This is a genomic window from Aminobacter anthyllidis, assembly GCF_018555685.1.
GTDB lineage: Bacteria > Pseudomonadota > Alphaproteobacteria > Rhizobiales > Rhizobiaceae > Aminobacter > Aminobacter anthyllidis.
On sequence record NZ_JAFLWW010000002.1, the window covers coordinates 831,017 to 857,727 of the forward strand.

Genomic DNA, 26,711 nt, shown 5'->3' on the forward strand with positions numbered 1-26,711 from the left:
CCGGTGAAGACGATCCTCAGTCGCCCGGTCTACGGAACATTGTCACCGCAGGCCGGCAAGAGCCACCTTCTGATTGCGGACGCCGAAGGGGCGTCCGCAATCCTGGACCTGGCGAAGAAGGCTCCCGAGGACTTCTTCGCCCATGCACATATCATGTTCATCCCGGGCCGGACCGGAGACAGCTTTCAGGCATCGCTGAAGGCGTTGAAGCCGGCCCAGTATTATGAGGGCCCGTCGGTCGCGGCGGCCTTGCCGCGGCTGAATTGGACACTGGCCAACGCCCATATGGGCCTGCGCATGTATCTTGCCGGCACCGAAGGCCTGATCGGCCAGATGATGCAGGCGGCGATCGAAGCCGGCATCGACCCTGCTTCGATCCAGACCGAGCATCGCGGCTCGTGGGCGCGCCGCATCCAGTGCGTGCACTGCAAGGGCATTACCGAAAACGTCACCACCCAGCCCGCGACCTGCTCGCATTGCGGCCTGCTTCTTTTGGTGCGCGACCACTATTCCAAGCGCCATGCCGCCTTCCAGGGCGTCTGCATCAATGCCGAGGATCCGACCGAGATCCCTCAGACAGAGGAGATTTTCCGGTGAGCGCGGGAACAAACAAGCTGAACGTCACCGTGACCGAGGTGGTCGCGGTCAATGAACTGGTCAAGCGGTTCCATTTCGAGCGCACCGACGGCGGCAACCTGCCGACCTTTTCCGGCGGTGCTCATGTCGTGGTCGAAATGCGCGATGGAGATATCACCAGGCTCAACCCCTATTCGCTGATGAGTTCGCCGCTCAGCACGCGTGATTACACCATCTCGGTGCGCCGCGACGATGTCGGCCGCGGTGGTTCGCTGTTCATGCACAATCGCGTCAAGCGCGGCATGGAAATGGTCATCAGCTATCCGGTGAACCTGTTTTCGCTCGACCTGCGCGCCAGGAAGCACCTGATGATCGCCGGCGGCATCGGCATCACGCCGTTTCTCGCCCAGACGGCGCAGCTGGCTTCGTATGGCGGCAATTTCGAGCTGCACTACACCTGCCGCTCCGAGGCTCTCGGCAGCTACACAGAGGTGCTGCGCGAACGCTACGGCAACAGGGTCAACCTCTATTACGACGAGCACAACGAGCGCATCCCGCTCGAGCGCCTGCTCGCCACGCAGCCGCTGGGCACGCACATCTATGTCTGCGGCCCCGCCGGCATGATCAAATGGGTGCGCGACACCGCTGGCGCCCATGGCTGGCCGGACGACTCGGTACACTACGAACATTTCGCAGCGCCGCAGCCGGGCACGCCGTTCGACGTCAAGCTGGCAGTCAGCGGCCTGGAGATCCGGGTCGGCGAACAGCAGAGCCTGCTCGAGGCGATCGAGGCTGCCGGCGTCGATCCGCCCTATCTCTGCCGCGGCGGCGTCTGCGGCCAGTGCGAGACCAACGTCATTTCCTATGACGGCACGTTCAAGCACAACGACCACTGGCTGAGCGATGAGGAGCACTGCTCGGGCAAGAAGATCATGCCATGCGTTTCGCGCTTCGAGGGCCGCTCGCTGGTCCTGGAACGGTAGAACATCCCGGAGCGCGTTCGACGCTCTGGAAGAGGGAGGAATTGATGGGAATTAATTTCAGGAAAGAAACGTTCCGCGACGATTTTACCTTCAGGAACAGTCCTGAGAACATCAGGCGGTTTCCCTTCCCCTATCACGAAGACGCCTACATGTACTCGGTCAACATCGAGCCGCATGTGCCCGGACCGAAGAACAGCGTTTTCGAGCATCTGGTCGACGTCGACGAGCACTATGTTTCCGAAATGCAGGACCGCGCCATGGTGCTGGCGGAGGATCCGCTGCGCTGCCAGTCGCTGCCGCATATGACGCTGGCCGGCTGGGACCTGCTCGAACTCCTGATGACCGAGAAGGCCGCGAGCTATCCCGAGCATTTCAGCCTGACACGCGAGGGCGACCGCTGGCACTGGATCAACCGGCCGCTCGGCATCGACGACACCTTCACCTTTGGCGACGTCTCCACCCTGCCCTACGGGCCGATGGAGTACATCACCCGCCAGAGCCAGGGCGACTTCGCCATCCTCGACCAGCGCGACAACAACCTGTGGATGGATGCCGGCATGATCACCACCCAGGCCGACTGGTCGCTCGATTTCGACATCGGCATGAACTTCTTCGAATGGCATGCTCCGGTGCCGCTGGCCCATGAAATGGGCGTCTTCACCCGCGCCCTGAAGTTCCTGACCAACATCCAGCAGGGCAAGCCGGCGCGGCGCCTGAACTGGACCATGACGATCAATCCGCGGCTCGATACCAGCCCGGAAAACTTCCACAAATGGGGTAGCGACCGGCTGACGGTGACGCCCGAGAATGTCGGCGAGAAGGTGCATCTGCGCGTCGAGCTGCAGAGCTTCTGGCGCCTGCCGCGCTCCAATGCGCTGGTCTTCCCGATCCGCTGCTACCTGCTCAAGATGGACGAATTGGTGACGGTGCCGAAATGGGCCCGCCGCTTCCATCGCGTGCTGCGCGACCTGCCGGTCGAACTCGCCGAATACAAGGGCCTGACCCGCTATCGCCAGACCACCGTCGAGTGGCTGTCGAAGTACGATGACGGCGCACCGACCTCCCCCGGTTTCAGCCCGGACTAGCACCTCAAATGACGGCCTTGGTTTTCGGAAGAACTCCAAGGCCCCGTCCACAAAAAAGGAGGCGAATTTCGCCTCCTTTTTTCATTGTACGGTTCATTGTGCCGGCAGCTAGTCGCCGCTCGATCCTTGCGGATAGGAGATGATCGACAGGTATTTGATCGGCAAGGTGGTCAGCTCTTCCGGGCCGTGCGGCGCATCGGCATCGAAGAACAGGCTGTCGCCTGGCGTCATGCGATAGAGATTGCTGCCGTGGCGGTAAACGACCTCGCCTTCCAGCATGTAGAGGAACTCCATGCCCTCGTGCTGGAACATCGGAAACACGTCCGAATCTTCCGACAGCGTGATCAGATAGGGTTCGACAACGACGCCCGCGGTATTCGAGCCGATATGGCCGAGCAGGTTGTATTGGTGGCCGGCGCGGGTGCCGCGGCGCTCGACGTCGACGCCTTCGCCCGACTTGACGAAGACGGCGTTGCGCTCTTCCTCGAAGCGCCGGAAGAATGCCGTCAGAGGTACGCCCAGCGCCCGCGACAGCGCCTGCAGCGTGGTCAGCGACGGCGAGGTGATACCGTTTTCTATCTTGGACAACATGCCGAGCGAAATGTTTGTCATCGCGGCGAGATCGGCGACGGTGATGCCGAGCTTCTTGCGGAAGGCGCGGACCTCGTGGCCGAGCGCCACCTCCAGCACCTTTTCAGGCGTGTCGCGGACGGCATGCGGGTCCTGGTGGAGCGGCGATGGCTGCGCTTTCGCCGCTATGGCGGCTGAAGCCCTCTTGCCGTCGGCAGTCAAAACGGCTGACAAACGGTCTTCTTTCACGCAGCTATCCTTCGTTGCAAAAACTCACAATCCATCAGTTCACCCATGGTAAAATTTCTTTACAAAAGATTCAAGGGCCTGCCGGTCAAACTGTAGGCAAAATGCATACCGAAAAGGCAGGTTGCCACGGAAAACCATTCCGCAGCAAAGCCTTATCACCACTCCGAGGCACGATCAGCTGGACAGAAGCGGCGCGCTGATTTGATTAGCCCCCTCCCCCCATTCGATTGATTTACAGCGGCACCGGAGCGCGCGAGACTCCAGGCTCGTGCAATCGCACGATGCATCAGCGGAGGAACGGCCATGAGGTCTGCCAGTTTCGCCAGTGGCGCCATCGTCGCCCTGGCTCTCGTCTGCAACGCGTGCCCAACCATCAATCCCGCCCGCGCTGAAGAACCCAGCAAAGCCGAACTCGACGCCGCGCGTCAGGCCCTGGAAAAATACAAGGATCCGTATGTAGCTATCCGCGACCTCTATCTTTCGACGGTCGGCTGCGTCCACTACAGCGGCGAAAAGATCGAAGGACGGATGGAGTATCCGAAGGGCGCGATGGGCGTGCACTTCGTCAATCTGACAGTGAAGGGGCCGCCCGACCCCAGCAAGCCAAACGTGCTTGTCTATGAACCTGGACCGGACGGCAAGCTCACCCTCGTCGCGGTCGAGTGGCTGGTTCCAATGGACGCCGTGAAAGAACGGCCAACAGTGCTCGGCCAGCCTTTCCAGGGCCCTATGGAAGGCCACGAACCCTTGATCCCCAAGGAATTCGTCCACTACGACCTGCACGCCTGGCTGTTCAAGGACAATCCAAACGGCATGTTCAGCCCGACAAACCCCGATGTGAAATGCGACGGTTACCCATTCACCCTGCTGGAGGAGCCGACCAAGATGGTGCATCCACATTGAGGACTGGCGCCCTCAAGGCGACCTGACGCACAAGCGCATTCAGCCGGGCTGCGCGGTCGCGCCCGGTGCCCCGATCTCTGCCCGGCCGACAAGCGCACCGTGATGGCCGATGACGGCGGCCGCCACGTTGGCGGCGAAGCCTGCCGCCGCGCGGTGGTCGCCAGTCTGGAGGTAATTCGCGAGGAAGGCGCCGTTGAAACTGTCGCCCGCGCCCGTCGTGTCCACAATCCTTGTCGCCGCCGCCGCGGCAGCGAAGGACTGCTCGCCATCGAAGCTCAGCGTGATGCCTTCCGCGCCGTTCTTGACGACCAGCCTGTTTGCGCCCGCAGCGCGATAGCGCGCGATCGTCGCGTCGACCGAGACATCGCCGAAATGCGTCGCCTCATCCTCGAAGCTCGGCATGACGAGGGATGAGGCGGCAGCACCTGACGTGATCGTGCGCCGCATGGTTTCGGCATCGTCCCACAATCGCGGCCGGATGTTGGGATCGAAGGCCACGAGCTTGCCGGCCGCCTTGGCACGGCCGAGTTCGCCCAAAAGCGTTGCGACCGCCTCGGGTGCGAGGATCGCCAGCGTGATGCCGGAGAAGAAGATCACCTCCGAGGCGTCGATGGCGGCGCGCAATGCTGAGGGATCGTCGGCCAAAAGCCGCGCGGCGGAGGCCGAGCGCCAGTAGGAGAAGCTGCGCTCGCCGTCCTTGAGGTGGATCATATAGAGGCCGGGGCTGCGGCCCGGCACGCGGCGTATGAAGCCGGTGCCAACTTCAGTGCCTTCGATGAAGGCCAGCATTTCATCTGAGATCGTGTCGGTGCCGACGGCGGTGAAATAGTCGACCGGTCGTGCCGCGGGCAGGAAGGCCCTGACGTAGTAGGCCGTATTGAAGCTGTCGCCGGCGAAGCCCTGCCTGAGCAACCCGCCCTCGGCCTGCCTGAGTTCTACCATGCACTCGCCGATTGAAAGAACGCGTCCCGCCATGCCCGTACGGCCAATCCTGATTTTTGTGGTTGTCCGCGAGCTTGACCGTCAGCGCTGGCCGGCGGCCCGGATGCCGGCGCGCTCGTCCTCTGCCGTGTGGCCGAGTCGGCTCGACAGGTCGGCGGCAGCGGCGAGCAGCGTCTTGAGATAGCTGGCGTGGTTCTTGAGGCCGTCCTCGCGCGGCGCCACAAGGCAGAGCGTTGCGATGCAGATGTTGTCGGCCTGGTAGACAGGCACGGCGAAGCAGTGGGTGAAGGTCTCGACGGCGCTGTTGAAAGTGTAGTAGCCCACCCGTGATGCCTCGCGCACTTCAGCGATGAATTGTGCCGGATCGAGCCACTGGCCATTGGGCAGCTGGAAATCCTCCTTCGGGATGAAGTCGAGGATTTCCTGGTCGCTCATATGGGCGACCAGCAGGCGGCCCGAAGCCGTCCAGGCGATGGAGACGGGATCGCCGACATTCGACGAAATGCGGAATGGGCGCAGCCCCTCCTTCATCTGGGCAACGGTGTATTTGTTGCCTTCGAGCAGGCACATCTGTGCCGTCTCGCGCGTCTCTTCGGCAATATGCGTCAAAAGCTTGTCGCACTCGCGCATCAGGTCGAACTGCTCGGAATAGGCGACGCCGAGGAAATAGAGCTTGCGGCCGAGGAAAACGCGGCCATCATCGCCGCGATACTCAAGGATGCCCTGCCGCATCAGCAGGTTGACCAGTTCATAGACCGAGGAACGTGGCGCGCCGATGCCTTGCGCGATCTCGTTGGGGCGCAGCGGCTGACGCTTGAGGCGCAGGAAGTTCAAGATCTCGAAGGCGCGATCGAGACCGCGCGCCCGCTTGTTGATCATGTCGTCAGCTACGTCGTCCATGCGCCGCCTCCTCGGCGAAATGCCGAAGTAAGATCCTATGCCGTCACGGCGCCTTGTAGGCGACGCAGTCGATTTCGACTTTGCAATCGACCATCATACTCGACTGCACGCAAGCGCGGGCCGGTGGGTGATCCCCGAAATACTCGGCATAGACGCCATTGAACGACCAGAAATCCCTGGGGTCGTCGAGCCAGACGCCGACGCGCACGATGTGCTCCAGCCCATAGCCGGCCTCCTCGAGAATGGCGATGACGTTTTGCATCGTCTTGCGCGTCTCGGCGATGATGCCGCCGCCGACGATCTCGCCGTTCTCCATGGCGACCTGGCCGGAAACGTAGAGCCAGCCATTGGCCTCGACGGCACGAGCGAAAGGCAATGCCTGCTTGCCCGCTCCGGTCTGGCCGGTGCCGTAGCGCTTGATCGTCATGTCTATTCTCCGAATGCTAGTTGAAGGTTGAGGTCTTGAGAAACTCGGCGAGCCGCTCGGTCTGCGGCTTCAGGAACATCTCGCGCGGGTTGCCCTCTTCACCGATGCGGCCCTGGTTCATGAAGATGACGCGCGACGACACTTCGTAGGCAAAGCGCATCTCGTGGGTGACCAGAAGCATGCTCATGCCGTCGCGGGCGAGGTCCTTGATGACCTGCAGCACCTCGTTGACCAATTCGGGGTCAAGCGCCGACGTCACCTCGTCGAACAACATCAGCTTGGGGTTCATGGCGATGGCGCGCGCAATCGCCACGCGCTGCTGCTGGCCGCCGGAGAGCTGGCTCGGGAAGCGGTCCCGGCGCTCGGCAAGGCCAACGCGGTCGAGCCATTTCTCGGCGACGATGCGCGCTTCGTCGCGGGCCATCTTCTTGACCTTGACCAGGCCGAGCATGACGTTTTCGGCCGCGCTCATGTGCGGAAACAGGTTGAACTGCTGGAAGGCCATGCCGGTCATCGCGCGCTGGCGGGCGATTTCCTTTTCCTTCTTGCGGCGACGCGTGCCGCCTGCGGTGTCATAGCCGATCTCTTCGCCGTCGATGCGGATCGAGCCGCCCTGGAATTCCTCCAGCATGTTGATGCAGCGAAGCATCGTCGTCTTGCCGGAGCCCGACGAGCCGATGATCGAGATGACATCGCCCTGGGCCATCGTGCAGTCGACGCCCTTGAGCACTTCGACTTCGCCGTAGCGCTTGTGCAGGTCGCGGATTTCGAGAAGGTTGCCGGTCATTGTTGCGGCCTCACGACGGGATCGAGGTTTTGCGCTCAACGTAGCGGCCGAAACGCTCGATGCCGTAGTTGATGACGAAATAAAGGAAGCCCGCGAAGAAATAGAATTCGAGGCTCATGAAGGTGCGCGAGATCAGCTCCTGCGTCCTCAGCAGCAGCTCGGCGACGCCGATGATCGACAGCAGCGTCGAAGCCTTGACCATCTCGGCAGCCGTGTTGACCCATGCAGGCAGCACCTGGCGCAGCGCCTGCGGTCCGAGCACATAGGCAAAGGTCTGCGGGAAGGTCAGGCCGATCGCCTTGGCCGCCTCGGTCTGGCCCTTGGGGATCGACTGCAGCGCGCCGCGCACGATCTCGCCGACATGCGACGAGCAGAACACCGCAAGCGCCAGAACGCCGGCCTGGAACGGGCCGAGGTCGATGCCGACGGTGCCGAGCACGTAATAGCTCGCCAGAACCAGCACCAGCACGGGGGTGCCGCGGATGAAGTCGGTGTAGCCGCGCACCAGCCAGCGCAGCGGCCTGTTGCCATAGGTGAGAGCGAGCCCGACGCCGATGCCCAAAATGGTGCCGACGAGGATCGCCAGGACCGAGATGGAGACGGTGACGCCGATGCCCTTGATGATCGGGATGCGGGCGAGCCACAACGTTTCGAAGAATGTCACGAGTTCCATGTCGATCACCTCGGGATGGACATGCGCCGCTCGAGCTGGCGCAGCAGGGCTGCGAGCACCGAGCAGGTGGCGACATAAAGACAGCTGGCGACAATCCATGTCTCGATGACACGGAAGCTCTCGACATTGATCTTGCGCGCCTCGAAGGTCAGTTCGGGCACGGCGATGGCTGCCGCCAGCGAGGTGTCCTTGAACAGCGAAATCAGCGTGCTCGACAGCGACGGCAGCACGTTGCGCAGCATCAGCGGCATGACGATCGAATTGCGGATCTGCGACTGCGTCAGGCCGATGGCGAGACCAGCTTCCTTCAGGCCGTTCGGCACGGCAAGCAGGCCACCACGAAACACCTCGGCGAGATAGGCACCGGAATAGATCGCCAGGGTCGAAACGAAGCTTTCGATCTTGCCAAGCCTGATGCCGAGCTGAGGCAGTGCAAAGAAGGTGAACAGCACCAGCACCAATATCGGCGTGTTGCGGATGATGGTGACGTAGATGCGCGCGGGATGGCGCAGCGCGCCTTGCTTCGACAGCAGGCCGAAGGCTGTGACCAGCCCGAGCACGCAGCCGATGGCGATCGCCACGAAGGCAAGGCCCAGGCTGAGTGCCAGGCCCCAGAGCAGCTGGTCGAAGCTGCGCCAGACCGCCGAGAAATTGAGCGTGTAACCCATGGTGCCGTCAGGTTCCGGTCAAAAGAATTGGCGCGGCCGCATGTGCCAGGGGCCGCGCCATCGTTGGCGAGCTTACTTGTACTCGACCGGGAAGCCGATCTGCGGCGGAGCGAGCTCCTTGCCGAACCAGGTCTTGTAGGAATTGGCGTAGAAGTCGAACTCAACGCCGGTCATCGCCTCATGCAGCGCGGTGTTGACGAAGTTCAGCCAGTCCTGGTCGCCGCGCTTGACGCCGCAGGCATAGGTCTGCGGGTTCCAGCCATAGCCGGCGTCCCTGTAGCGGTCGGGGTTCTGCTTCATGTACCAGGCCAGCGACGACTGGTCGGTGGCGACCGCATCGGCGCGACCCGACTCAAGCGCCTGGTAGATCAGGTCGACGGATTCATACTGGTCGACCTTGGCCTCTGGCAGGGCGGCATGCACCATCGCCTCGGCATAGACGTTCTGCAGTACAGAGATGGTGACGCCCGAGCCGGCAGCCTTGAGCGCCGCGTAGTCGGCATGTTTGCTGTCGCCCTTGAGCATCAGGCCGACACCCTCGCGATAGTAGGGAATCGTGAAGGCGATCTGCTGGGCGCGCTCGCCTGTCACCGTCATGAACTGGCAGGTCAGGTCGACCTTGTCGGTGGTGATGTTCGGTATGCGGGCATCCGACGACTGGTTGACGTATTCGATCTTGTCCGGATCGCCGAACAGCGCCTTGGCGACGATGCGGCCCATGTCGACGTCGAAGCCCTGCAGCTTGTCGTCCGCGCTCTTGAAGTGCCACGGCGCATTGGTGCTGCCGGTGCCGAGCACAAGATGCCCACGAGCCAGAACCTCATCGAGCCTGCTTTGTTTTTCCTGCGCGCTGGCAGGCATAACGCTCATCAGCGCGAGTGCGGCCACGGCCGCTGACAGATACGCCTTCATCTCACCGTTCCTCCCTGGAAAGACATCTTTTCGAATGTCCATTATTGCAGACATATGTCCTGAATAACGGATTGACGTATCAAAGTGCACGCGGCATTATTTGTCAAGCGCTTCGGAGGCAAGGGCCGACGCTTCAACTTGGAGGCATAGGCATGTTCGACGAGATCCAGACACCCGCCGTGCTGGTGGACATCGATGTGGCGAAGCGGAACATCGCGCGCTTCCAGGCCTATGCCGACAGCCACGGGCTGAAGGTCCGTCCGCACATCAAGACGCACAAACTGCCGGCAATCGCCGAGCTGCAGCTCGACGCTGGCGCGGTCGGCATCACCTGCCAGAAGGTCTCGGAAGCGGAAGCCATGGTCGCCGGCAGCGGCCGGCTGAATGATGTGCTGATCACCTACAACATCCTGGGCGACGACAAGCTCGCCGCACTCGTGGCCCTTGCCCGCAAGGTCAAGCTCGCCGTCGTTGCCGACAGTCCGACAGTGATCGACGGTCTTGCGGCCGCCTTCGCCTCGGCCGGCGTCACGCTCGATGTCTTCGTCGAATGCAACACCGGCGCCGACCGCTGCGGTGTTGGCACGCCGCAGGAGGCAGCCGAACTCGCCGCCCGCATCGCCGCCGCACCTGGCCTGCATTTCGCCGGGCTGATGACCTATCCGCCAGTTGGAGGCGCTGACAGCGTTCAGGCATTCATGACCGAGGCCAAGGCGCTGATCGAAGCCAGGGGCATCGCGGTGCCTGCTATCACCTCGGGCGGCTCACCTGACATGATGAAGGCGCATCTGGCGCCAATCGCAACCGAGTTCCGACCCGGAACCTATGTCTACAACGACCGTTCGCTGGTCACCCGCGGCGTAGCTGCGTGGGAAGACTGCGCGCTGACAGTGCTCGCCACCGTCGTTTCCGTGTCCGCGCCCAACCGCGCCATCATCGACGCCGGCTCGAAGACGCTGACTTCCGACCTGCTCGGCCTTGTCGGCCATGGCCATGTGCTCGGTCGACCCGACATCACCATCGACCAGTTGTCGGAAGAGCATGGCCGCCTGCGTTGCGACGGCGACATCAACCTCAAGGTCGGCCAACGCATCCGCATCGTGCCCAACCATGCCTGCGTCGTCACCAACATGGTCGATGGCGTCCATGTCTACGGCGAGGACAAGGCGCCGGAGCTGTGGCCGGTGCCGGCACGCGGTAAGATCATCTGAGCCGCGCCATCCAAAAGAAAAAGCCTCCCGGACGTTGCCCGGGAGGCCTTTCATTTCCGGTCGGGATGTTCAGCGCACGACCAGCACCGGCACCTTGCTGTTGGTCAAAACCTCGACGGTCTGGCTGCCGAGGATCAGTCGCCCAAGCCCGCGGCGGCCATGCGAGGCCATGACAATCAGGTCGCAACCGCGGTCATTGGCGACCTGGTTGATCGCCTCGGCCGCCCACATTTCCTCGACATGGACAGCATCGGCATTGACGCCCAGCTTATCGGCCTGGGCCTTGGCGGCGTTCAGCACCTTGGCGCCGTACTCCTCGCCGGCCTTCTGGTAGGACACGATGTCCTCGGCGGTCGCGACCGGGCCATACATGCCGGCCGATGCGAAGATCGGCGCCGGCTCCGAGACGTTCAGCACCGTCACCTTGGCGCCCAGGCCCTTGGCCAGGCTCAAGCCATGGTCGAGCCCCTTCTGCGCCAGTTCCGAACCATCCGTGGCGACGAGGATATGGGTGTACATGGAACTCTCTCCTTGGCTCGCTGAACTTTTGGGCTCGACTGAATCTTGGCCCCAGCCTTTCCGACCGGCGCCAATGGGTCAAGGCAAAGGCCTGGATATTGACTGGCACAGCCGCACAAAGCGCTTGACCGTTATATTCAGTCAAACATAACAATGCGCCGCTCGCTATATTGGCATGTATATATCCAAACCCATTGTTCAACCCGAGATCGATCGCATGAGACGCCGTAACCTGCTGATTTCATTCCTGGCTGCCGCGACAGCCCTCATTGGCTGCGCTTCGCTCGCATCGGCCGAGGAGCGCATCTTCACCGACGCTGCTGGCCGCAAGGTGGCGCTGCCCGAAAAAATCACCCGCGTCATGGCCGCGGGCCCGCCCGCCTCGGTGCTCCTCTATTCCGTCGCGCCCGAGCGCATGGTCGGCTGGGTGCGCGAGTTCAAGGACGACGAAAAGGCCTTCATCGCGGCAACTTATCGCGACCTGCCCGTCCATGGCCGCCTCACCGGCAAGGGCGACACCGCCAACATGGAAGCCGTGCTGGCGATGAAGCCCGACATCATCCTCGATGTCGGCACAGTCAACCCGACCTACGCCTCGCTCGCCGACAAGGTGCAGGAACAGACCGGCATCCCCTACGTGCTCATCGACGGCACCTTCGCCAACACGCCGAAGTCGCTGCGCGAGATCGGCGAACTGCTCGGCGAAAAGGAGCAGGCCGAGAAGCTTGCTGCCTACACCGAGGCGGCGATGCAGCGGCTCGACAAGGTCGTGGCCGAGGTGCCGGCCGACCAGCGCCCGCGCGTCTATTACGGCCGCGGCCCCGAGGGGCTCGAAACCGGCCTCGCCGACTCGATCAACATGGAAGTGCTCGGCGCCGTCGGCGCAACCAATGTCGCGGAAGCGGCCGGCAAGGGCTCGCTCGCCAATGTCTCGCTGGAACAGATCCTGTCGTGGAACCCCGACGTCATCCTGACGCTCAGCCCGAAATTCCAGAAATCGGTGCTGTCGGATCCGTCATGGGCCGGCATCAAGGCGGTCAAGGACGGCCGCGTGTTCCGCGCGCCGGCCCTGCCCTTCGGCTGGTTCGACGCGCCTCCCGGCGTCAACCGCGCCATCGGCATTTCCTGGCTCACTTCGGCACTCTACCCGGGCAAGGCCCAAATCGACCTGAAGGCCGAGACCCGCGACTTCTACAAGCTGTTTTATCATGTCGATCTCACCGACGAGCAACTCGGCAAGCTGCTTGCCGATACCGGCTCGAAGCCCTGAGCTTCGAGCGGAAGCCGAGCACTTGCAGCAGCACCAGAAAGCCCAGCGCGCCGGGCCGATCGCAATCGGCGCGCTGGCGGCGCTGCTCGTCGCCATCATCCTCATGGCGATCCTGACCGGCAAGTATCCGGTGACGCCGGGCGACATCCTCGCCGTCGTTTTGGCCAAGATCACAGGCTCCGCCAGCGGCGTTGCGCCGACGATCGAGACAGTGATCTGGAACGTGCGCCTGCCGCGCGTCGGCGCCGGCATCCTCGTCGGCGCCTCGCTTGCGGCGGCGGGCGCGGTCTACCAGGGCCTGTTCCGCAATCCGCTGGTTTCACCCGACATCCTAGGCGTTTCCGCCGGGGCCAGCTTCGGCGCGGTGATCGGCATCTTCCTGTCGCTATCGGTGCTCGCCATCCAGGGCCTCGCCTTCGCCGGCGGACTGGCGGCGGTGGCGCTTGTCTATGCCATCGGCTCGATCGTGCGCGAGCGCGACCCTATCCTCGTATTGGTGCTGGCGGGCGTCGCCATCGGCGCGCTGCTCGGCGCGTGCGTGTCGCTGCTCAAGGTGCTCGCCGATCCCTACAACCAGCTGCCGGCCATCACCTTCTGGCTGCTCGGCAGCCTCGCGAGCATCAACCGCACCGACCTCCTGTCCATCCTGCCTGCCGTCATTATCGCTCTGTTGCCGATGGCGCTGCTGCGCTGGCGCATGAACCTCATGACGCTGGACGACGAGGAGGCACGCGCTCTCGGCGTAGAAACCCGCTGGATCCGCATCGTCATCGTCGCTGCCGCAACCCTGATGACCGCCGCTGCTGTCTCGATCTCGGGCGTCGTCGGCTGGATCGGCCTTTTGGTGCCGCATGTCGCGCGCATGTTCGTCGGGCCGGATTTCTCGCGCCTGCTGCCGGCTTCGATGCTCATCGGTGCCGCCTACATGGTCGGCGTCGACACGCTGGCGCGCAGCATCGCTGCGATCGAGGTTCCCTTGGGCATTCTCACGGCCGCCATCGGCGCGCCGTTCTTCCTCTATCTGCTTCTGACGACCCGGCGAGGCTGGCAATGATGCTTCAGGCAACCGAACTCGCATTCGGCTATGGCCGCGTCAAAGTCGGCCAGAGCGTCACGCTCTCTGTCGATCGCGGCGAGGTGCTGTGCCTGCTCGGTCCCAATGGCTGCGGCAAGACCACGCTGTTCAAGACCCTGCTTGGCCTTTTGCCGCGTCAGGGCGGGCATCTGGAACTCAACGGCAAGGACATTTCGACCTTCTCTCGCGCGCAGTTCGCACGGCACATAGCCTATGTGCCGCAGGCGACCGGCGCCTACTTCCCGTTCTCGGTGTTCGACGTCGTCTTGATGGGCCGCGCCAGCCGCATCGATACCTTCGCCTCGCCAACCATGGCCGACAGGGCGATAACGCAGGAGGCGCTGGCGGCGCTCGGCATCGGCCATCTCGCCGCCCGCCCCTTCACCGACATCAGCGGCGGCGAAAAGCAGATGACGCTGATCGCCCGCGCGCTCGCCCAGGAGCCCGAGTTGATCGTCATGGACGAGCCGACTGCCAGCCTTGACTTCGGCAACCAGGCCCACGTGCTGAGCCGCATCTCGAGCTTCGCCGCCTCAGGCATGGCGGTGGTCATTTCCACCCACGATCCCAGCCATGCGTTTGCCTGCGCAACCCGCGTCGCGTTGATGCGGGCGGGCACGCTCGTCGCCATCGGAAAGCCCGCCGACGTGCTGACACCGCAATCGCTGCAAGCTCTCTATGGCGTCGGAGTTGTAGTGGCCTATCTCGAACAGGCCGGACGCCACGTCTGCACCCCAACCCTCAACGCAAGGAACGCACCGTGAAGATCAGCGCCCGCAACCAGATCAAAGGCAGGATCGTCGAAGTGACCAAGGGTGCGACCACCTCGCATGTCCGCATCGACATTGGCGGCGCCATTGTCACCGCTGCCATCACCAACGAAGCTGTCGACGACCTCAAGCTCGCCGTTGGCAAGGACGCCTACGCGGTCATCAAGGCCTCGGACGTCATGGTCGCGGTCGACTGAGCGTGGTCCGCGAGAACGAAATCCGCGACGGCGAAAGCGCCGTCGCGCTGCCACCCCGGTACGACGCCGAAGTCTATTTCATCGGCCGCATCCGGACGCCCTGGGACTCGCGCCTGCTGACCCCGCGCCAGGGCCGCGCCGACGGCCCTATCTGCCACATCGAGATCTTCGAGCCATGGGTAGCAGCACTCGAAGGCATCGGGCAGTTCGCGCGCCTTGAAGTGCTCTACTGGCTGCATCTGTCCCGGCGCGACCTGGTGCGCCAGAGCCCGGCCAATGACGTCACTGCCCGCGGCACATTTTCGCTGCGTTCGCCGGTGCGCCCCAACCCGATCGGCACCCAGATCGTCGAACTGGTCGGCGTCGAGGGCAGCTTCCTCACAGTTCGAGGCATGGATTGCCTCGACGGCACGCCGCTGATCGACATCAAGCCGGATCGGACGCTGTTCACCCCCATCGCCCCGCCGCAGCCGGGCGATTTCGAAACCGGTTAAAGGATCCGCTTGCCGAAGGCGGACATGACGAAGTTGACGGTTTCGGCGGCAATGCGCGGCTCGGTGTCCGCGCGCAACCCCGAGATATCCATCGACAGCATGCCACCCGACAGGGCTATCGCCTCCATCGCCTGGTGTGTCTCGCGCACCGTCATGCCACCGGAACCGCCAGCCCAGCCGGGCATCTCGGTGGCCGAGGGCGAGTAGCTGACATGGAAACCGACAGTGCCGGCGGAGGCGATGCGGATCGCCTCGCGCATCACCTCACGCGTGCCCGAACCGTCGATCTCGGCCATGGTGAAGGCGGTGACGCGGGAATCCTTGAGGATGCGAACCTCGGCCGGATCGGCTTCGCGCAGGCCGACGAGCACGACGTTTTCGGGCGAAAGCTGCGGCTGCAGCGCGCCGGGCTTGTGATCGAGGCCAAGAGCGCGCGCCAGGACCGAGCGTTCCGGCGCTTCAACTCCATCCTCGCTTTCGGGCATCAGCGCCGCGATGGAATCTATCCAGATGACGCCGAAGGAGTGCGTTGCCTCGGCAGCTGCAGCCAGCGCTGTCGACGCCGTGTGCCTGCCGGCGCCTGCATGCAGCCTGAGAAGGCCGGCGGGCGGATGCTCGGCATCGGCAATCTCGACGACATCGAACTGCATCTGTTCGAGCCGCGTGCCGACCGATTGTTTTGCCAGCAGCGGGCCGGCAGTCCCGTCGGCGACGATCGAGACCATGCGCCGGCCGGTGAAATCGGCGATGTCGTGCATCGGCGCCTTTTCGACATACTCCGAGGTCATCGCCGTCAGCAGCGCGCCATAGTTCATGTGGAAGCTGACGCGGTCGCCGACGACGAGCGGCGGTTCGGCATCGGTGATGTCGAGCACGAGATGGTCGCTCGACGCGCCCAGCACGCGCACGCCGGGATTGATCGGCACCAGCCCCTCGATCATCGTGTCCTCGCGGCCGATATTGGCAATGCCGCGCAGCCGGTCGCCCTCGTCGATGAACACCGGCTGGTTGCCGAAGGCGTCGTAGCCGGATTCGCCGATCGGCAGCGACGGCTTGACCTTGACCTCGATCAGGTCGCCGGTCAGCCTGAAGGCGTTGAACTCCAGCTCCTTCCAGGGCTCCTCCCTGAACGTCTCGTAACCGCCCTGCAGGATCGCCTCGCCGATGCGCAGATTGTTGATGCCGGCGGGCAGCTTGTTTTCCAAAAGCAGCGGCAGCGACGATGAATTGCCGCCCGACACCCAGTCGAGGCTGATGCCGGCAAGGCGCTCGACCTTGTAGGCGTAAGCGACGAGCTGGTTGAGATTCTCTTCCGTCGGCATGATGGCGCCGAAGCAGGTCAAATTGGTGCCGAGCCCGGCAATGCGCACGCCAGGCAACTCGAGCACGCGCTCGACCGTCGGCAACAGGTCGTTCGGCCAGATGCCTTCGCGCAGGTCGCCGAGGTCGACCATCAGCATGATGTCGTGGACGCGGCCGACGCGCTGGGCGATGCGCGATAGCTCACGGATGATTTCAAGTTCGGACTGCAGGCTGATGTCGACCGTGCGTACCACCTCCTCGACACGCGAGAGCGGCGGGCTGCGCAGCAGCATGATCGGACAGCCGATGCCGCTTTCGCGCAGCCGGCGGATGTTTTCGAAACGCGACTCGGCAAGCCCCGCAACGCCACCGCGCAGCATGGCGCGCGCCACCTGCGGCAGGCCGCAGCTGCCCTTGGTGACGCCGAACACCTTGATGCCGGAAAGTGCTGCGCGGTCGACGACGGCCCGCGCATTGCGCTCGATGCGCCCGAGATCGATGGCGACTTGCGGTCCAGACATGCCTCAGCCCCCGTAGACCAGCCCCTGTGGATCGATGTCGGGTTTGCGCCCAGCGACCAGGTCGGCAAGGAACTTGCCGGAGCCGCAGGCCATGGTCCAGCCGACATGGCCATGGCCGGTGTCGAGATAAAGCCCCTTGTAGCGGGCCGGGCCGATGACCGGCACCGAGCCTGGCATCATTGGCCTCAGGCCGGCCCAGACTTCGGCCTTGCGCGGATTGAAGGCGCCGGGGAACAGCTCCTGGCCTGCCTTGAACAGGCGGACGAAATCGCTGGGCTTGTAGCTGCGGTCGAAACCGGCGAACTCGGCGGTCGCGGCCAGGCGCAAGCGATCGCCAAGCCTGGAATAGGCGATCAGATTGTCTTCGTCGGCGCCACCCATCGTCGGCCCCTTGTCGGGATCGTCAAGCTGCACCGTCGCGGTATAGCCCTTGACCGGGTAGACCGGCAGGTCGATGCCGTGGCGACGGCCGAGCAGTCCGCTTTCCGGCCCCATGGCGATGACCACGGCATCGGCGCTTAGCACGCCGGCCTGTGTCTTCGCCCCGCTGACGCGGTCGCCCTCGACGACCAGCCCCTCGACGGTTGTGTCGAACATGAATTTCACGCCCAGGCGCTCGCTGGCGTGGGCGGCGAGCTTTTCGACGAACATGCGGGAATCGCCGGTCTGGTCGAGAGGCGAATAGACGCCGCCGGCAATGCCATCCTTGGCGGCTGCCAGGCCGGGCTCCAGCTCGACCATGCGATTGCGGTCGACGATTTCGATCGGCAGGCCATGCCTGGCGAGGAAGCGATAGTTCTCGCTGCCTTCGTCGAGGCTTTTCTGCGTGCGGAAGAAGTAGAGGATACCCTTGCGCCGGTCGTCATAGCCGATGCCGGTCTCGTCAGAGATCTCGTTGATGCACTGGCGCGAATAGAGCGCGAGCCTGAGCTTGACCTCGCTGTTGGCGCGAAGCCGCGCTGTCGTGCACTGGCGCAGGAAGCGCAGGCTCCAGGCGTAGAAATAGGGGTCTAACCGGAGCCTGACCTTGATGCCGAGATCTGACGTGTAGAGCGAGCGGATGAAGGTCTTCAGCGCCGCCGGCGAGGCCCATGCGGTGGCATCGCCCGGCGAAACCAGTCCGGCATTGGAATAGCTCGTGCCGCGTGCGGCGGCCGGATGGCGTTCGACCACGGTGACCTCATGGCCGTCGCGCGCCAGGTAATAGGCTGCCGCCGTTCCGACCACACCCGCGCCCAGAACCAGTATCTTCATGCTGCCACCCCATGGAGCGTCGCGCAGTGCCCCGGCACGCGGAAAGGACGCTCCAACTCTTTCTTGCGCATCGGGCGATGCCGAAGATCGGCCGATGCACCAGGCTCTGGCGGGAACCTTTCACCGTGCGGGGTCAGGCCCCTTTGCCACCCATAACGCCTGGCGTTGCAATTATCGAGACAGGGTGACGGATATCCACCACCTGTAGCTTATATAACGGAAGAGTTCTTCCGGCTGAGCAGCCGTTCCCAGTTGAGCGCGTCACCGACGATCCCGTCGAGATCGTCATGCCTCGGCGCCCAGCCGAGTTCGCCGCGTGCCAGGTCCGAATTGGCAACGACGGACGCCGCGTCGCCCGGCCGGCGAGTGGTCATCTGGACGGTGAAATCGGCGCCATGGACGCGGCGCACGCTGTCGATGACTTCGAGCACCGAATAGCCGTGTCCGTAACCGCAATTGGCGACAAGGTTGCCACCACCGGCGCGCAGGCGGGCGAGCGCCAGGCGATGCGCGGCGACAAGATCGGAAACGTGGATGTAGTCGCGCACGCAGGTGCCGTCAGGCGTCGCATAGTCCTCGCCGAAGACCTGCATCGAGCCACGCTTGCCGAGCGCGGTTTCGCAGGCGACCTTGATCAGGTGCGTAGCACCCTTGGTCGACTGGCCGGTGCGGCCCTTGGGATCGGCACCGGCGACATTGAAATAGCGCAGCGCGGTGTAGGTCAGCGGGTGCGCTGCGGCGGCATCGCGCAACATCCATTCGCTCATCAGCTTGGACAGGCCGTAGGGCGATTCCGGCGCAAGCCGCGCGTCCTCGACCACCGGCTCCATGCCAGCCGCGCCATAGACGGCCGCGGTCGAGGAGAAGATGAAATGCTTGACGCCACAGCCAACCGCCGTCTCGATCAGGCTGCGGGTCTTGCAGGTATTGTTTTCGTAATAGCCAAGCGGATCGGAAACAGATTCCGGCACCACGATGGAGCCGGCGAAGTGGATGATCGCGTCGATGCCGTGCTCGCGGATCAGTTTTCCGACGAGCTCCTTGTCGGCGACGTCGCCCCTGACCAGCACGGCCTCGGGCGCAACAGCCCAGTCGAAGCCGGTCGACAGCCGGTCGAGCACGACGACCTTCTCGCCCGCGTCGAGCAGTTCCCAGACCATGTGGCTGCCGATGTAACCGGCACCGCCCGTCACCAATACCGCCATAACTACACTCCGCATCGAATTTCGTCGGGCCCTGTGTAGCCTGACAATACCGGCGAATGCGAGACAGGACTTTCGCGGGATGATCACGTTGGCCTTTCGGTCGCAGCGTGATTTGATCCACATCAAGGGACTTTTCGGCGATCCGTGGTCGTTTGGGACGTCGAGGGCGTGGCATTATGACCAAAAACGGTCGATGGACGCCGAACCGGCCGTTGATTATGCTCACGGTTGAAAAATTGGGACGTCCAGATGAACTACCAGCGGTTTTTCGAAGAAGCGATCGACCAGATTCACGCCGAGCGCCGTTATCGCGTTTTTGCCGATCTCGAGCGCATCGTCGGCAAGTTCCCGCGCGCTATCTGGCGCTCCAACGGCAAGGCCGAAGAAATCACCGTCTGGTGCTCGAACGACTATCTCGGCATGGGCCAGCACCCCGACGTGGTGGCGGCGATGCAGAAGGCCGCCGGCAACATGGGCACCGGCGCAGGCGGCACGCGCAACATTTCCGGCAACAACCATCCGCTGGTCGAGCTCGAGCATGAACTCGCCGACCTGCACGGCAAGGAAGCCGGCCTGGTCTTCACCTCCGGCTTCGTCTCCAACGAGGCTGCGATCTCGACCATCGCCAAGCTTCTGCCGAACTGCCTGATCCTCTCCGACGAACTCAACCACGCTTCGATGATCGAGGGCGTGCGCCGCTCCGGCGCCGAAAAGAAGGTGTTCCGCCACAACGACGTCGGCCACCTCGAAAGCCTGCTGCAGGCAGCCGGCCGCGAGCGCGCCAAGCTGATCGTATTCGAAAGCGTCTACTCGATGGACGGCGACATCGCACCGATCGCCGAGATCGCCGACCTCGCCGAAAAATACAACGCCATGACCTATATCGACGAGGTCCATGCCGTCGGCATGTACGGCCCGCGTGGCGGCGGCATCACTGAACGCGAGGGCCTCGCCCATCGCATCGACATCATCGAAGGCACGCTCGCCAAGGCATTCGGCACGCTCGGTGGCTACATCACCGGCACCCGTTCGGTGGTCGACGCCGTCCGTTCCTATGCGCCGGGCTTCATCTTCACCACGGCTCTGCCGCCGGCGATCGCCGCCGCGACCACCGCGTCGATCCGGCACCTGAAGAATTCGCAGGCCGAGCGCGACGCCCAGCAGTGCCAGGTGACGCACACCAAACAGGTGCTGGCGGATGCCGGTCTGCCGGTGATGGAGTCGGCAACGCATATCGTGCCGATCCTGGTTGGTGACCCCGAGTTGTGCAAGATGGCCAGCGACCGCCTGCTCGGCGTGCACGGGATCTACATCCAGCCGATCAACTACCCGACCGTGCCGCGCGGCACCGAACGCCTGCGCATCACGCCGACGCCGTTCCACAGCAATGCCCTGGTGGCCGAACTCAAGGAAGCGCTGGTCGAGACCTGGAATGCGCTGGGCATTCCCTATCGCACCGAGGGCCACACGGAAGTTCCCAAGAGCGAACGCATCGTTTCGCTGCTGGTGCCGCAGTCGGGCGGCTGAGCGGCAGGCCCTTTGGTGCGTCCTTCGAGGCTCGCCCGCGGGCATTAGCGCTAATCTTCTAGCTGTTTTACGGGCTCGCACCTCAGGATGAGGAGCGGTGGCGCCAACGCTCCTCATCCTGAGGTGCGGGCCCGCTACAGCATTGCAAAGCTAGAGTAAAAGATTGTAAAGCTAGAGTAAAAGTCGGCGGGCGAGCCTCGAAGGACGCACTTCTTGGCAATCCTTCACCGCCGCTTCGTCAGCGACCTATCCGCCTACCGCGCGTTGATCCACTTCGCCAGCCGATGCGACGCCTCCTCGATCTGGTCGAGGCGGCGGTGGAAGCACAGGCGCAGGAAGCCTTCGCCACCGGCTGAAAAAGCTGTGCCGGGTGCGACGCCGACGGCAACCTTGTCGATGATGTCGAAGGCCGCCGCTTCGGAGTTCTTCATCCCATCGACGGCGAAGAACAGGTAAAAGGCTCCAGGCGGCACGCTGAAACGCACCTTGCCGGTCTCGCCGAGGATTTTGCAGACGATGTCACGTGCCTTGTGGGCACGCTCGACCTGCTCGGCGATGAAAGCGTCGCCCTCGTCGAGCGCGGCAATGCCGCCACGCTGCATGAACTGCGCCACGCCGGAGCTCGAATACTGGACCAGGTTCTCGAAAGTGCGGCTCAGCGACGGGTGCGTCTTCAGCCAGCCGATGCGCCAGCCGGTCATCGCCCAGTTCTTGGAGAAGGTGTTGACGAACAGGATCTTGTCCTCTGCAACCATGATGTCCATGAACGACGCGGCCCGGCTGCCGCCATAGTGGAACAGCGCATAGATCTCGTCGGCGATGATCCAGAGATCGTTCCTGCGCGCGAGGTCGAGGATCGCCTGCAGCGTCTCGCGATCGGCGGTCCAGCCAGTCGGGTTGGACGGCGTGTTGACGAAGATCGCCCTGGTGCGCGGCGTGATCGCGGCAGCGATCTTTTCGACGTCGCAGATCCAGCCATTGTCGGTCATGTCGAGCAGGACCGGCACCGGCTTGACGCCGGCTATGCCTGCCGCACCGGCGAAATTCGGCCAGGCGGGCGTCAGATAGACGGCTTCGTCGCCGGCCCCTGCCGTCACCTGCAAGGCCATGGTGATCGCTTGCATGCCACCAACGGTGACGATGAATTCGTTGGCGCCGAAGCTCTTGCCGAAATGGCGCTGGTGATAGCGCGCGATCGCCTGGCGCAATTCGGGAATGCCGGCCTGCCAGGTGTAGAAGGTCTCGCCATTGGCAAGTCCGCGCGCCGCCGCGTCGCTGATGAAGGCCGGCGTCGGCATGTCGCCCTCGCCCGACCACAGCGGGATGAGGCCTGCGCGGTCGCGCCCGTAATTGGCCACCGCCTCGATGCCGCTCATCGGAGCGCTGCGGGCCTCAATGCGAACGGCGTCGATAAGGCTCATGGTCATCCCAGGCTGAGAGTTGCTTGAGCCTAGTCCTAGCTCGCCGGCGCCAACGAAAAAACCCCCGGCGGTCCAGCCAGCCGGGGGTTTTCGCGATGCCAGCGCTTGCCGGTTATTTCTTGGCGAGCAGGTCGCGAATTTCGGTCAGCAGCGCAACGTCGGCGGGCGGAGGACCAGCCGGCTCGGCGGCCTTCTGCTTCTCCAGACGCCTGCGCATGGTGTTCACACCCTTGACCATCAGGAAGATGATCCAGGCGAGGATCAAGAAGTTGATGACCACGGTAAAGAAGTTGCCATAGGCGAACACAGCACCTTGTTTCTTGGCTTCTTCAAGCGAAACCGCCGTGACCGAAGATGACAGCGGCAGGAAGTAATTCGAGAAATCGAAGCCGCCAAAGATCGCGCCAACGACTGGCATGATGATGTCGCCGACCAGCGACGAGACGATCAGGCCGAAGGCACCGCCGATGATGACACCGACCGCGAGGTCCATCACATTGCCCTTGGCAATGAATTCCTGGAATTCCCTGAGCATAAACCCTCCTTGTACGATTTGCAGAAAGGCGAATCGTTCCCCACCATCCGTCGCCGAGCGTTGGCACCATAGCAAAAACCGCCGGTTGCAAAACCCGTCAATGTTGGCATGCGCCAGGCAAGCGCCTGCGCCTCACACAGGCGCATAGGCGCATAGGCGACAAGGATAATAGACTTGCCGTCGCAGCTGTGATTGCCTCAGTGCACAGGCAAACGTTTTCGCGGGAGTGAGAGTTTAGAGTGCAGGGGCTGGCCGTCGTCCTCATCGCCATTGCCTATGTCACGCTGCTGTTCGCCATCGCGAGCATCGGCGACCGCAGGGCCGCGAACCAGGGGCCTGGCCGGCCTCGCCCGTTCATCTATGCGCTCAGCCTCGCCATCTATTGTACGTCGTGGACCTTCTTCGGCTCGGTCGGGCTCGCCTCCGAGCGCGGCCTCGAGTACCTCGCCATCTATATCGGCCCGGTGCTGGTGTTCATGTTCGGCTTTCCCCTGCTCAGCCGCATCATCAAGCTGGCAAAGGCCGAGAAGATCACCTCGATCGCCGACTTCCTCGGCGCGCGTTATGGCAAGAGCTTCGCCGTCGCCTCGATCGCAACGCTGATCGCCACCGTCGGCGCCATCCCCTACATCGCGCTGCAGCTCAAGGCGATCTCCGGCTCGGTCAGCCTGATGGTCGAGCACTACACCGGCTCGCCGCCGTCCTTCGATCCTTTCGTCAGCGACATCTCGCTGATCGTGGCACTGCTGCTGGCGCTGTTTGCGACCTTGTTCGGTACCCGCCATGCCGACGCCACCGAGCATCAGAACGGCTTGGTTCTGGCGGTCGCGGTCGAGTCGATCGTCAAGCTCGTCGCTTTCCTCGCCGTCGGCCTGTTCGTCACCTTCGCCCTGTTCGACGGCCCCGGCGACATGCTGCGGAGCTTCGCCGCCACCGAGCAGGTCGGCGACGCCATGGGTTACAGCACCTCGCTCGGCACCTGGCTGGTGGTGACCATCATCAGCGGCTTCGCCATCATCATGCTGCCGCGCCAGTTCTACGTCATGATCGTCGAGAACCGCAGCGAGAGCGAATTGCGCACCGCGACCTGGGTCTTCCCGGCCTATCTTGTGGCGATCAACCTGTTCGTGCTGCCGATAGCCTTCGCCGGGCTCTCCACCGTCGGCACCGCGACCACCAGCGATCTCTACGTGCTGTCGCTGCCGCTGTTCAAGGGCCAGGACCTGCTCGCCATGATCGCCTTCATCGGCGGCCTGTCGGCGGCGACAGCCATGGTCATCGTTGCCAGCGTCGCGCTGTCGATCATGATCTCCAACGACCTCGTCATCCCGATCTTCGTGCGCCGCCTGATCACGTTCAAATCCGGCGACACCGAGGACTGGTCGGCGATCATCCTCAACATCCGCCGCGCCTCGATCTTCATCATCCTGTTCGTTGCCTTTCTCTATTATCGCGAGAGCACCACGAACACGCGGCTGGCCTCGATCGGCCTGATGTCGTTTGCCGCGATCGCGCAGTTCGCGCCGTCCTTCATCGGCGGGCTGATCTGGCGCCGCGCCAATGCCAGGGGTGCAGCGCTTGGCATGGCCGCCGGCATCGCCGTGTGGAGCTACACGCTGATGCTGCCAACGCTTGCCGCACCCGATACGGCGATCCTGACCGACGGGCTATTCGGTATTGAAGCACTCAGGCCGCAGGCGCTGTTCGGCACATCAGCCGAGCCGCTCAATCACGGCGTGTTGTGGAGCCTCGCCATCAACACGCTGTTCTTCGTCTTCGGCTCGCTGTCGCGCGCATCGGTGCCGCTCGAACGCATCCAGGCCTCGATCTTCGTGCCGCGCGACTCGAGCCCGATGCCATCGCTGCGCCGCTTCCGCACCACCATCACCGTGAACGACCTCAAGGACACCATCGCCCGCTATCTCGGCGTTGAGCGCACCGAGCGTTCGTTCGAGACCTTCCAAAACGAGAGCGGCAGCAAGCTCAACGGCAACGACCCCGCCGGTATGGACGTCATCCGCTTCTCCGAACAGCTGATGGCGAGTGCCGTCGGCTCATCGTCGGCGCGGCTGATCCTCTCCTTGCTGTTCAAGCGCGGCGACAACTCCTCGAAAGACACGTTCCGCCTGCTCGACGACGCCACCGAAGCGCTGCAGCACAACCGCGACCTCTTGCAGATCGCGCTCGACCAGATGGAACAGGGCATCACCGTCTTCGACCAGGATTTCCGGCTGATCTGCTGGAACCGCCAGTATCGCTCGTTGTTCGACCTGCCCGACGACATGGGTCAGGTCGGCGTCTCGATCGACCGCATCCTCGCTTATCTCGTGGCGCGCGGCGACATCCAGCAGACTTCACGGCTGAGCACGCTCAACCGGCTGACAAGTTTCGGCGGCCCCTGGCAGATCGAGCTCAAGACCAGTGGTCGGATCATCGAAATGCAATCGAACCCGATGCCCGACGGCGGCATCGTTGCGACCTATACCGACATTTCGGCGCGCGTCGCCGCCGATCTGGCGCTCAAGCGGGCCAACGAGTCACTGGAACAGCGCGTCAAGAGCCGCACTGCAGAGTTGACCCGCGTCAACGAGGAACTGGCCCAGGCACAGATGCTCGCCGAGGAAGCAAATCTCGGCAAGACGCGCTTCCTCGCCGCAGCCGGCCACGACATCCTGCAGCCGCTCAATGCCGCCCGGCTCTACTGCTCGTCGCTGATCGAAAAGGCAGGCAAGGGCAATGCCGGACAGGCGGCGCGCAACATCGAATCCTCGCTGGAATCGGTCGAAACCATCCTGGGCGCCGTGCTCGACATTTCCCGGCTCGATGCGGGTGCGATGAAGCCGGCCGAAACCGTGTTCCGCCTCGACGGGCTGCTGCGCCAGATCGGCACCGACTTCCTGCCCATGGCGCGTGCCAAGGACCTCGAGCTGGTGATCGTGCCGTCGACGCTTGCCGTCAACACCGATCGCAACCTGCTGCGACGCCTGATCCAGAACCTGGTTTCCAACGCGATCAAATACACCCGCACCGGCCGTATTCTGGTTGGCGTCAGGCGCCGCGGCGAACTTGTCGAGATCCAGGTGATCGACAGTGGCATCGGCATCGCCGCCGACAAACTAGGCACCGTGTTCCACGAATTCACCCGCCTGGACGACGGCATGCGCGAGGCACAAGGCCTCGGTCTCGGCCTGTCGATCGTCGACCGCATCGCGCGGGTTTTGAAGCTTGAAATCCAGATCGAGTCGCACAAGGGCCAGGGCACGCGCTTTTCGGTGATCCTGCCCGTCACCACCGCCGAGGAACTGCCCGCCGCAACCACCACCCGGCCACGCATCCAGGCCGCGGCCGCGCTCAGCGGTTTGACCGTTATCTGCATCGATAACGATCCGCGCATCCTCGAGGGCATGCGGCTTCTGCTCGAAGGCTGGGGTTGCGTGGTCACGACCTATTCCGGTACGGAAGCCTTCGAGGCCGACAACGCCGTGGGATCAGCGCCCGAAATCATCCTGGCCGACTATCACCTCGACGGCGAAAACGGCCTCGACGTCATCCGAACCATGCGCCGCGCCTATGGCGTAGCGATACCGGCGGTGCTGATCACCGCCGACCGTTCCAACGAGGTCCGCGCGGCCGCCGACCAGATCGAGGTCGCCGTGCTCAACAAGCCGCTCAAGCCGGCCGTGCTGCGTTCGATGATGAACCGGATGCGGCGCATGGCGCACGCTGCCGAGTGAC

The 26,711-nt window shown here is 63.6% G+C and carries 26 protein-coding genes; 12 read left to right on the top strand and 14 right to left on the bottom strand.

Features of this window, described 5'->3' with window-relative positions:
• Positions 1–3: 3 nt before the first annotated feature.
• Genes J1C56_RS09220 through J1C56_RS09230 form a run of 3 tightly spaced genes read left to right on the top strand, consistent with a single transcriptional unit; the run spans position 4 to position 2,644 of the window.
• On the top strand, positions 4–597 hold the full coding sequence (locus J1C56_RS09220) for a dimethylamine monooxygenase subunit DmmA family protein (RefSeq protein ID WP_338001421.1): 594 nt from the start codon (positions 4–6) through the stop codon (positions 595–597).
• Entirely contained in the window at positions 594–1,559 is a 966-nt protein-coding gene (locus J1C56_RS09225) for a PDR/VanB family oxidoreductase (RefSeq protein WP_214388105.1), read from the top strand. Before J1C56_RS09220 ends, J1C56_RS09225 begins: the two co-directional genes overlap by 4 nt.
• Before the next feature lie 44 nt (positions 1,560–1,603).
• A complete protein-coding gene (locus J1C56_RS09230) occupies positions 1,604–2,644 on the top strand; it encodes a heme-dependent oxidative N-demethylase family protein (RefSeq protein WP_214388107.1) in 1,041 nt (346 codons plus the stop codon).
• Between the two features lie 108 nt (positions 2,645–2,752).
• Here J1C56_RS09230 and J1C56_RS09235 read toward each other — a convergent pair whose 3' ends face one another.
• Entirely contained in the window at positions 2,753–3,436 is a 684-nt protein-coding gene (locus J1C56_RS09235; RefSeq protein ID WP_214388333.1) for a helix-turn-helix domain-containing protein, read from the bottom strand.
• A 330-nt stretch (positions 3,437–3,766) separates the two neighbouring features.
• Here J1C56_RS09235 and J1C56_RS09240 point away from each other — a divergent pair, with 330 nt between their 5' ends.
• The gene (locus tag J1C56_RS09240) at positions 3,767–4,366 is read left to right on the top strand and encodes a hypothetical protein (protein WP_214388109.1); all 600 of its coding nucleotides are present in this window, start codon (positions 3,767–3,769) and stop codon (positions 4,364–4,366) included.
• A gap of 39 nt (positions 4,367–4,405) precedes the next feature.
• On the opposite strand, the gene J1C56_RS09245 is transcribed toward J1C56_RS09240, so the two are convergent.
• From J1C56_RS09245 to J1C56_RS09275, 7 genes are all read right to left on the bottom strand, one after another.
• A complete protein-coding gene (locus J1C56_RS09245) occupies positions 4,406–5,341 on the bottom strand; it encodes a sugar kinase (RefSeq protein WP_214388111.1) in 936 nt (311 codons plus the stop codon).
• Between the two features lie 48 nt (positions 5,342–5,389).
• Positions 5,390–6,208 carry an IclR family transcriptional regulator gene (locus J1C56_RS09250; protein ID WP_214388114.1) on the bottom strand — a complete coding sequence of 273 codons (819 nt, stop codon included), beginning with the start codon at positions 6,206–6,208 and terminating at the stop codon, positions 5,390–5,392.
• A gap of 43 nt (positions 6,209–6,251) precedes the next feature.
• Entirely contained in the window at positions 6,252–6,635 is a 384-nt protein-coding gene (locus J1C56_RS09255) for a RidA family protein (protein ID WP_214388116.1), read from the bottom strand.
• Positions 6,636–6,651: 16 nt separating this feature from the next.
• Positions 6,652–7,422, bottom strand: coding sequence for an amino acid ABC transporter ATP-binding protein (locus J1C56_RS09260; protein ID WP_214388118.1), 771 nt, complete (start codon positions 7,420–7,422; stop codon positions 6,652–6,654).
• 10 nt (positions 7,423–7,432) lie between these two features.
• Positions 7,433–8,095: an amino acid ABC transporter permease gene (locus J1C56_RS09265; RefSeq protein WP_214388120.1), complete on the bottom strand. Its 663-nt coding sequence runs from the start codon at positions 8,093–8,095 to the stop codon at positions 7,433–7,435.
• Positions 8,096–8,100: 5 nt separating this feature from the next.
• Positions 8,101–8,763, bottom strand: a complete 663-nt coding sequence (locus J1C56_RS09270) for an amino acid ABC transporter permease (RefSeq protein WP_214388122.1) — start codon at positions 8,761–8,763, stop codon at positions 8,101–8,103.
• 72 nt (positions 8,764–8,835) lie between these two features.
• Positions 8,836–9,675 carry a transporter substrate-binding domain-containing protein gene (locus J1C56_RS09275; protein ID WP_214388124.1) on the bottom strand — a complete coding sequence of 280 codons (840 nt, stop codon included), beginning with the start codon at positions 9,673–9,675 and terminating at the stop codon, positions 8,836–8,838.
• 152 nt (positions 9,676–9,827) lie between these two features.
• Between J1C56_RS09275 and J1C56_RS09280 the strand changes: the two genes are divergently transcribed.
• Positions 9,828–10,886, top strand: a complete 1,059-nt coding sequence (locus J1C56_RS09280) for a D-TA family PLP-dependent enzyme (protein ID WP_214388126.1) — start codon at positions 9,828–9,830, stop codon at positions 10,884–10,886.
• Between the two features lie 69 nt (positions 10,887–10,955).
• On the opposite strand, the gene J1C56_RS09285 is transcribed toward J1C56_RS09280, so the two are convergent.
• The gene (locus J1C56_RS09285; protein WP_214388128.1) at positions 10,956–11,405 is read right to left on the bottom strand and encodes a universal stress protein; all 450 of its coding nucleotides are present in this window, start codon (positions 11,403–11,405) and stop codon (positions 10,956–10,958) included.
• A 217-nt stretch (positions 11,406–11,622) separates the two neighbouring features.
• Between J1C56_RS09285 and J1C56_RS09290 the strand changes: the two genes are divergently transcribed.
• From J1C56_RS09290 to tsaA, 5 genes are read left to right on the top strand one after another with little or no spacing between them, the layout of a single operon-like run.
• Positions 11,623–12,675, top strand: coding sequence for an iron ABC transporter substrate-binding protein (locus tag J1C56_RS09290; RefSeq protein WP_246591230.1), 1,053 nt, complete (start codon positions 11,623–11,625; stop codon positions 12,673–12,675).
• Positions 12,676–12,697: 22 nt separating this feature from the next.
• Positions 12,698–13,729: a FecCD family ABC transporter permease gene (locus tag J1C56_RS09295; RefSeq protein ID WP_214388132.1), complete on the top strand. Its 1,032-nt coding sequence runs from the start codon at positions 12,698–12,700 to the stop codon at positions 13,727–13,729.
• Positions 13,726–14,514, top strand: coding sequence for an ABC transporter ATP-binding protein (locus tag J1C56_RS09300; RefSeq protein WP_214388134.1), 789 nt, complete (start codon positions 13,726–13,728; stop codon positions 14,512–14,514). Before J1C56_RS09295 ends, J1C56_RS09300 begins: the two co-directional genes overlap by 4 nt.
• Positions 14,511–14,717 (top strand): TOBE domain-containing protein, encoded by a 207-nt coding sequence (locus tag J1C56_RS09305; protein WP_214388136.1) that lies wholly within the window; start codon positions 14,511–14,513, stop codon positions 14,715–14,717. Before J1C56_RS09300 ends, J1C56_RS09305 begins: the two co-directional genes overlap by 4 nt.
• Positions 14,718–14,719: 2 nt before the next feature.
• Positions 14,720–15,211, top strand: coding sequence for a tRNA (N6-threonylcarbamoyladenosine(37)-N6)-methyltransferase TrmO (gene tsaA / locus J1C56_RS09310; RefSeq protein ID WP_214388138.1), 492 nt, complete (start codon positions 14,720–14,722; stop codon positions 15,209–15,211).
• On the opposite strand, the gene J1C56_RS09315 is transcribed toward tsaA, so the two are convergent.
• The 3 genes from J1C56_RS09315 to galE form a co-directional block, all read right to left on the bottom strand.
• Positions 15,208–17,034: an alanine racemase gene (locus tag J1C56_RS09315; protein WP_214388140.1), complete on the bottom strand. Its 1,827-nt coding sequence runs from the start codon at positions 17,032–17,034 to the stop codon at positions 15,208–15,210. The genes tsaA and J1C56_RS09315 overlap by 4 nt on opposite strands.
• Before the next feature lie 3 nt (positions 17,035–17,037).
• Complete coding sequence (locus tag J1C56_RS09320; RefSeq protein ID WP_214388142.1) at positions 17,038–18,288, bottom strand: D-amino acid dehydrogenase; 1,251 nt, start codon at positions 18,286–18,288, stop codon at positions 17,038–17,040.
• 209 nt (positions 18,289–18,497) lie between these two features.
• Complete coding sequence (galE, locus tag J1C56_RS09325; RefSeq protein ID WP_214388335.1) at positions 18,498–19,493, bottom strand: UDP-glucose 4-epimerase GalE; 996 nt, start codon at positions 19,491–19,493, stop codon at positions 18,498–18,500.
• Between the two features lie 249 nt (positions 19,494–19,742).
• Here galE and hemA point away from each other — a divergent pair, with 249 nt between their 5' ends.
• Positions 19,743–21,020, top strand: a complete 1,278-nt coding sequence (gene hemA, locus J1C56_RS09330) for a 5-aminolevulinate synthase (protein ID WP_214388144.1) — start codon at positions 19,743–19,745, stop codon at positions 21,018–21,020.
• A 254-nt stretch (positions 21,021–21,274) separates the two neighbouring features.
• Here the strand turns inward: hemA and J1C56_RS09335 are convergent, their stop codons facing one another.
• Positions 21,275–22,441 (bottom strand): pyridoxal phosphate-dependent aminotransferase, encoded by a 1,167-nt coding sequence (locus J1C56_RS09335; RefSeq protein WP_214388146.1) that lies wholly within the window; start codon positions 22,439–22,441, stop codon positions 21,275–21,277.
• Positions 22,442–22,553: 112 nt separating this feature from the next.
• Complete coding sequence (mscL, locus tag J1C56_RS09340) at positions 22,554–22,976, bottom strand: large conductance mechanosensitive channel protein MscL (protein ID WP_184771840.1); 423 nt, start codon at positions 22,974–22,976, stop codon at positions 22,554–22,556.
• 239 nt (positions 22,977–23,215) lie between these two features.
• Here mscL and J1C56_RS09345 point away from each other — a divergent pair, with 239 nt between their 5' ends.
• Positions 23,216–26,710 carry a PAS domain-containing hybrid sensor histidine kinase/response regulator gene (locus tag J1C56_RS09345; RefSeq protein WP_214388148.1) on the top strand — a complete coding sequence of 1,165 codons (3,495 nt, stop codon included), beginning with the start codon at positions 23,216–23,218 and terminating at the stop codon, positions 26,708–26,710.
• Position 26,711: the final 1 nt, after the last annotated feature.

Excerpts from the sequence above, each read along its gene's own strand:
- J1C56_RS09230 (WP_214388107.1), top strand. The coding sequence starts at position 1,604 with ATGGGAATTAATTTCAGGAAAGAAACGTTCCGCGACGATTTTACCTTC.
- J1C56_RS09240 (WP_214388109.1), top strand. The coding sequence starts at position 3,767 with ATGAGGTCTGCCAGTTTCGCCAGTGGCGCCATCGTCGCCCTGGCTCTC.
- J1C56_RS09245 (WP_214388111.1), bottom strand. The coding sequence starts at position 5,341 with ATGGCGGGACGCGTTCTTTCAATCGGCGAGTGCATGGTAGAACTCAGG.
- J1C56_RS09250 (WP_214388114.1), bottom strand. The coding sequence starts at position 6,208 with ATGGACGACGTAGCTGACGACATGATCAACAAGCGGGCGCGCGGTCTC.
- J1C56_RS09255 (WP_214388116.1), bottom strand. The coding sequence starts at position 6,635 with ATGACGATCAAGCGCTACGGCACCGGCCAGACCGGAGCGGGCAAGCAG.
- J1C56_RS09260 (WP_214388118.1), bottom strand. The coding sequence starts at position 7,422 with ATGACCGGCAACCTTCTCGAAATCCGCGACCTGCACAAGCGCTACGGC.
- J1C56_RS09265 (WP_214388120.1), bottom strand. The coding sequence starts at position 8,095 with ATGGAACTCGTGACATTCTTCGAAACGTTGTGGCTCGCCCGCATCCCG.
- J1C56_RS09270 (WP_214388122.1), bottom strand. The coding sequence starts at position 8,763 with ATGGGTTACACGCTCAATTTCTCGGCGGTCTGGCGCAGCTTCGACCAG.
- J1C56_RS09275 (WP_214388124.1), bottom strand. The coding sequence starts at position 9,675 with ATGAAGGCGTATCTGTCAGCGGCCGTGGCCGCACTCGCGCTGATGAGC.
- J1C56_RS09280 (WP_214388126.1), top strand. The coding sequence starts at position 9,828 with ATGTTCGACGAGATCCAGACACCCGCCGTGCTGGTGGACATCGATGTG.
- J1C56_RS09285 (WP_214388128.1), bottom strand. The coding sequence starts at position 11,405 with ATGTACACCCATATCCTCGTCGCCACGGATGGTTCGGAACTGGCGCAG.
- J1C56_RS09290 (WP_246591230.1), top strand. The coding sequence starts at position 11,623 with ATGAGACGCCGTAACCTGCTGATTTCATTCCTGGCTGCCGCGACAGCC.
- J1C56_RS09300 (WP_214388134.1), top strand. The coding sequence starts at position 13,726 with ATGATGCTTCAGGCAACCGAACTCGCATTCGGCTATGGCCGCGTCAAA.
- J1C56_RS09315 (WP_214388140.1), bottom strand. The coding sequence starts at position 17,034 with ATGTCTGGACCGCAAGTCGCCATCGATCTCGGGCGCATCGAGCGCAAT.
- J1C56_RS09320 (WP_214388142.1), bottom strand. The coding sequence starts at position 18,288 with ATGAAGATACTGGTTCTGGGCGCGGGTGTGGTCGGAACGGCGGCAGCC.
- galE (WP_214388335.1), bottom strand. The coding sequence starts at position 19,493 with ATGGCGGTATTGGTGACGGGCGGTGCCGGTTACATCGGCAGCCACATG.
- hemA (WP_214388144.1), top strand. The coding sequence starts at position 19,743 with ATGAACTACCAGCGGTTTTTCGAAGAAGCGATCGACCAGATTCACGCC.
- J1C56_RS09335 (WP_214388146.1), bottom strand. The coding sequence starts at position 22,441 with ATGAGCCTTATCGACGCCGTTCGCATTGAGGCCCGCAGCGCTCCGATG.
- mscL (WP_184771840.1), bottom strand. The coding sequence starts at position 22,976 with ATGCTCAGGGAATTCCAGGAATTCATTGCCAAGGGCAATGTGATGGAC.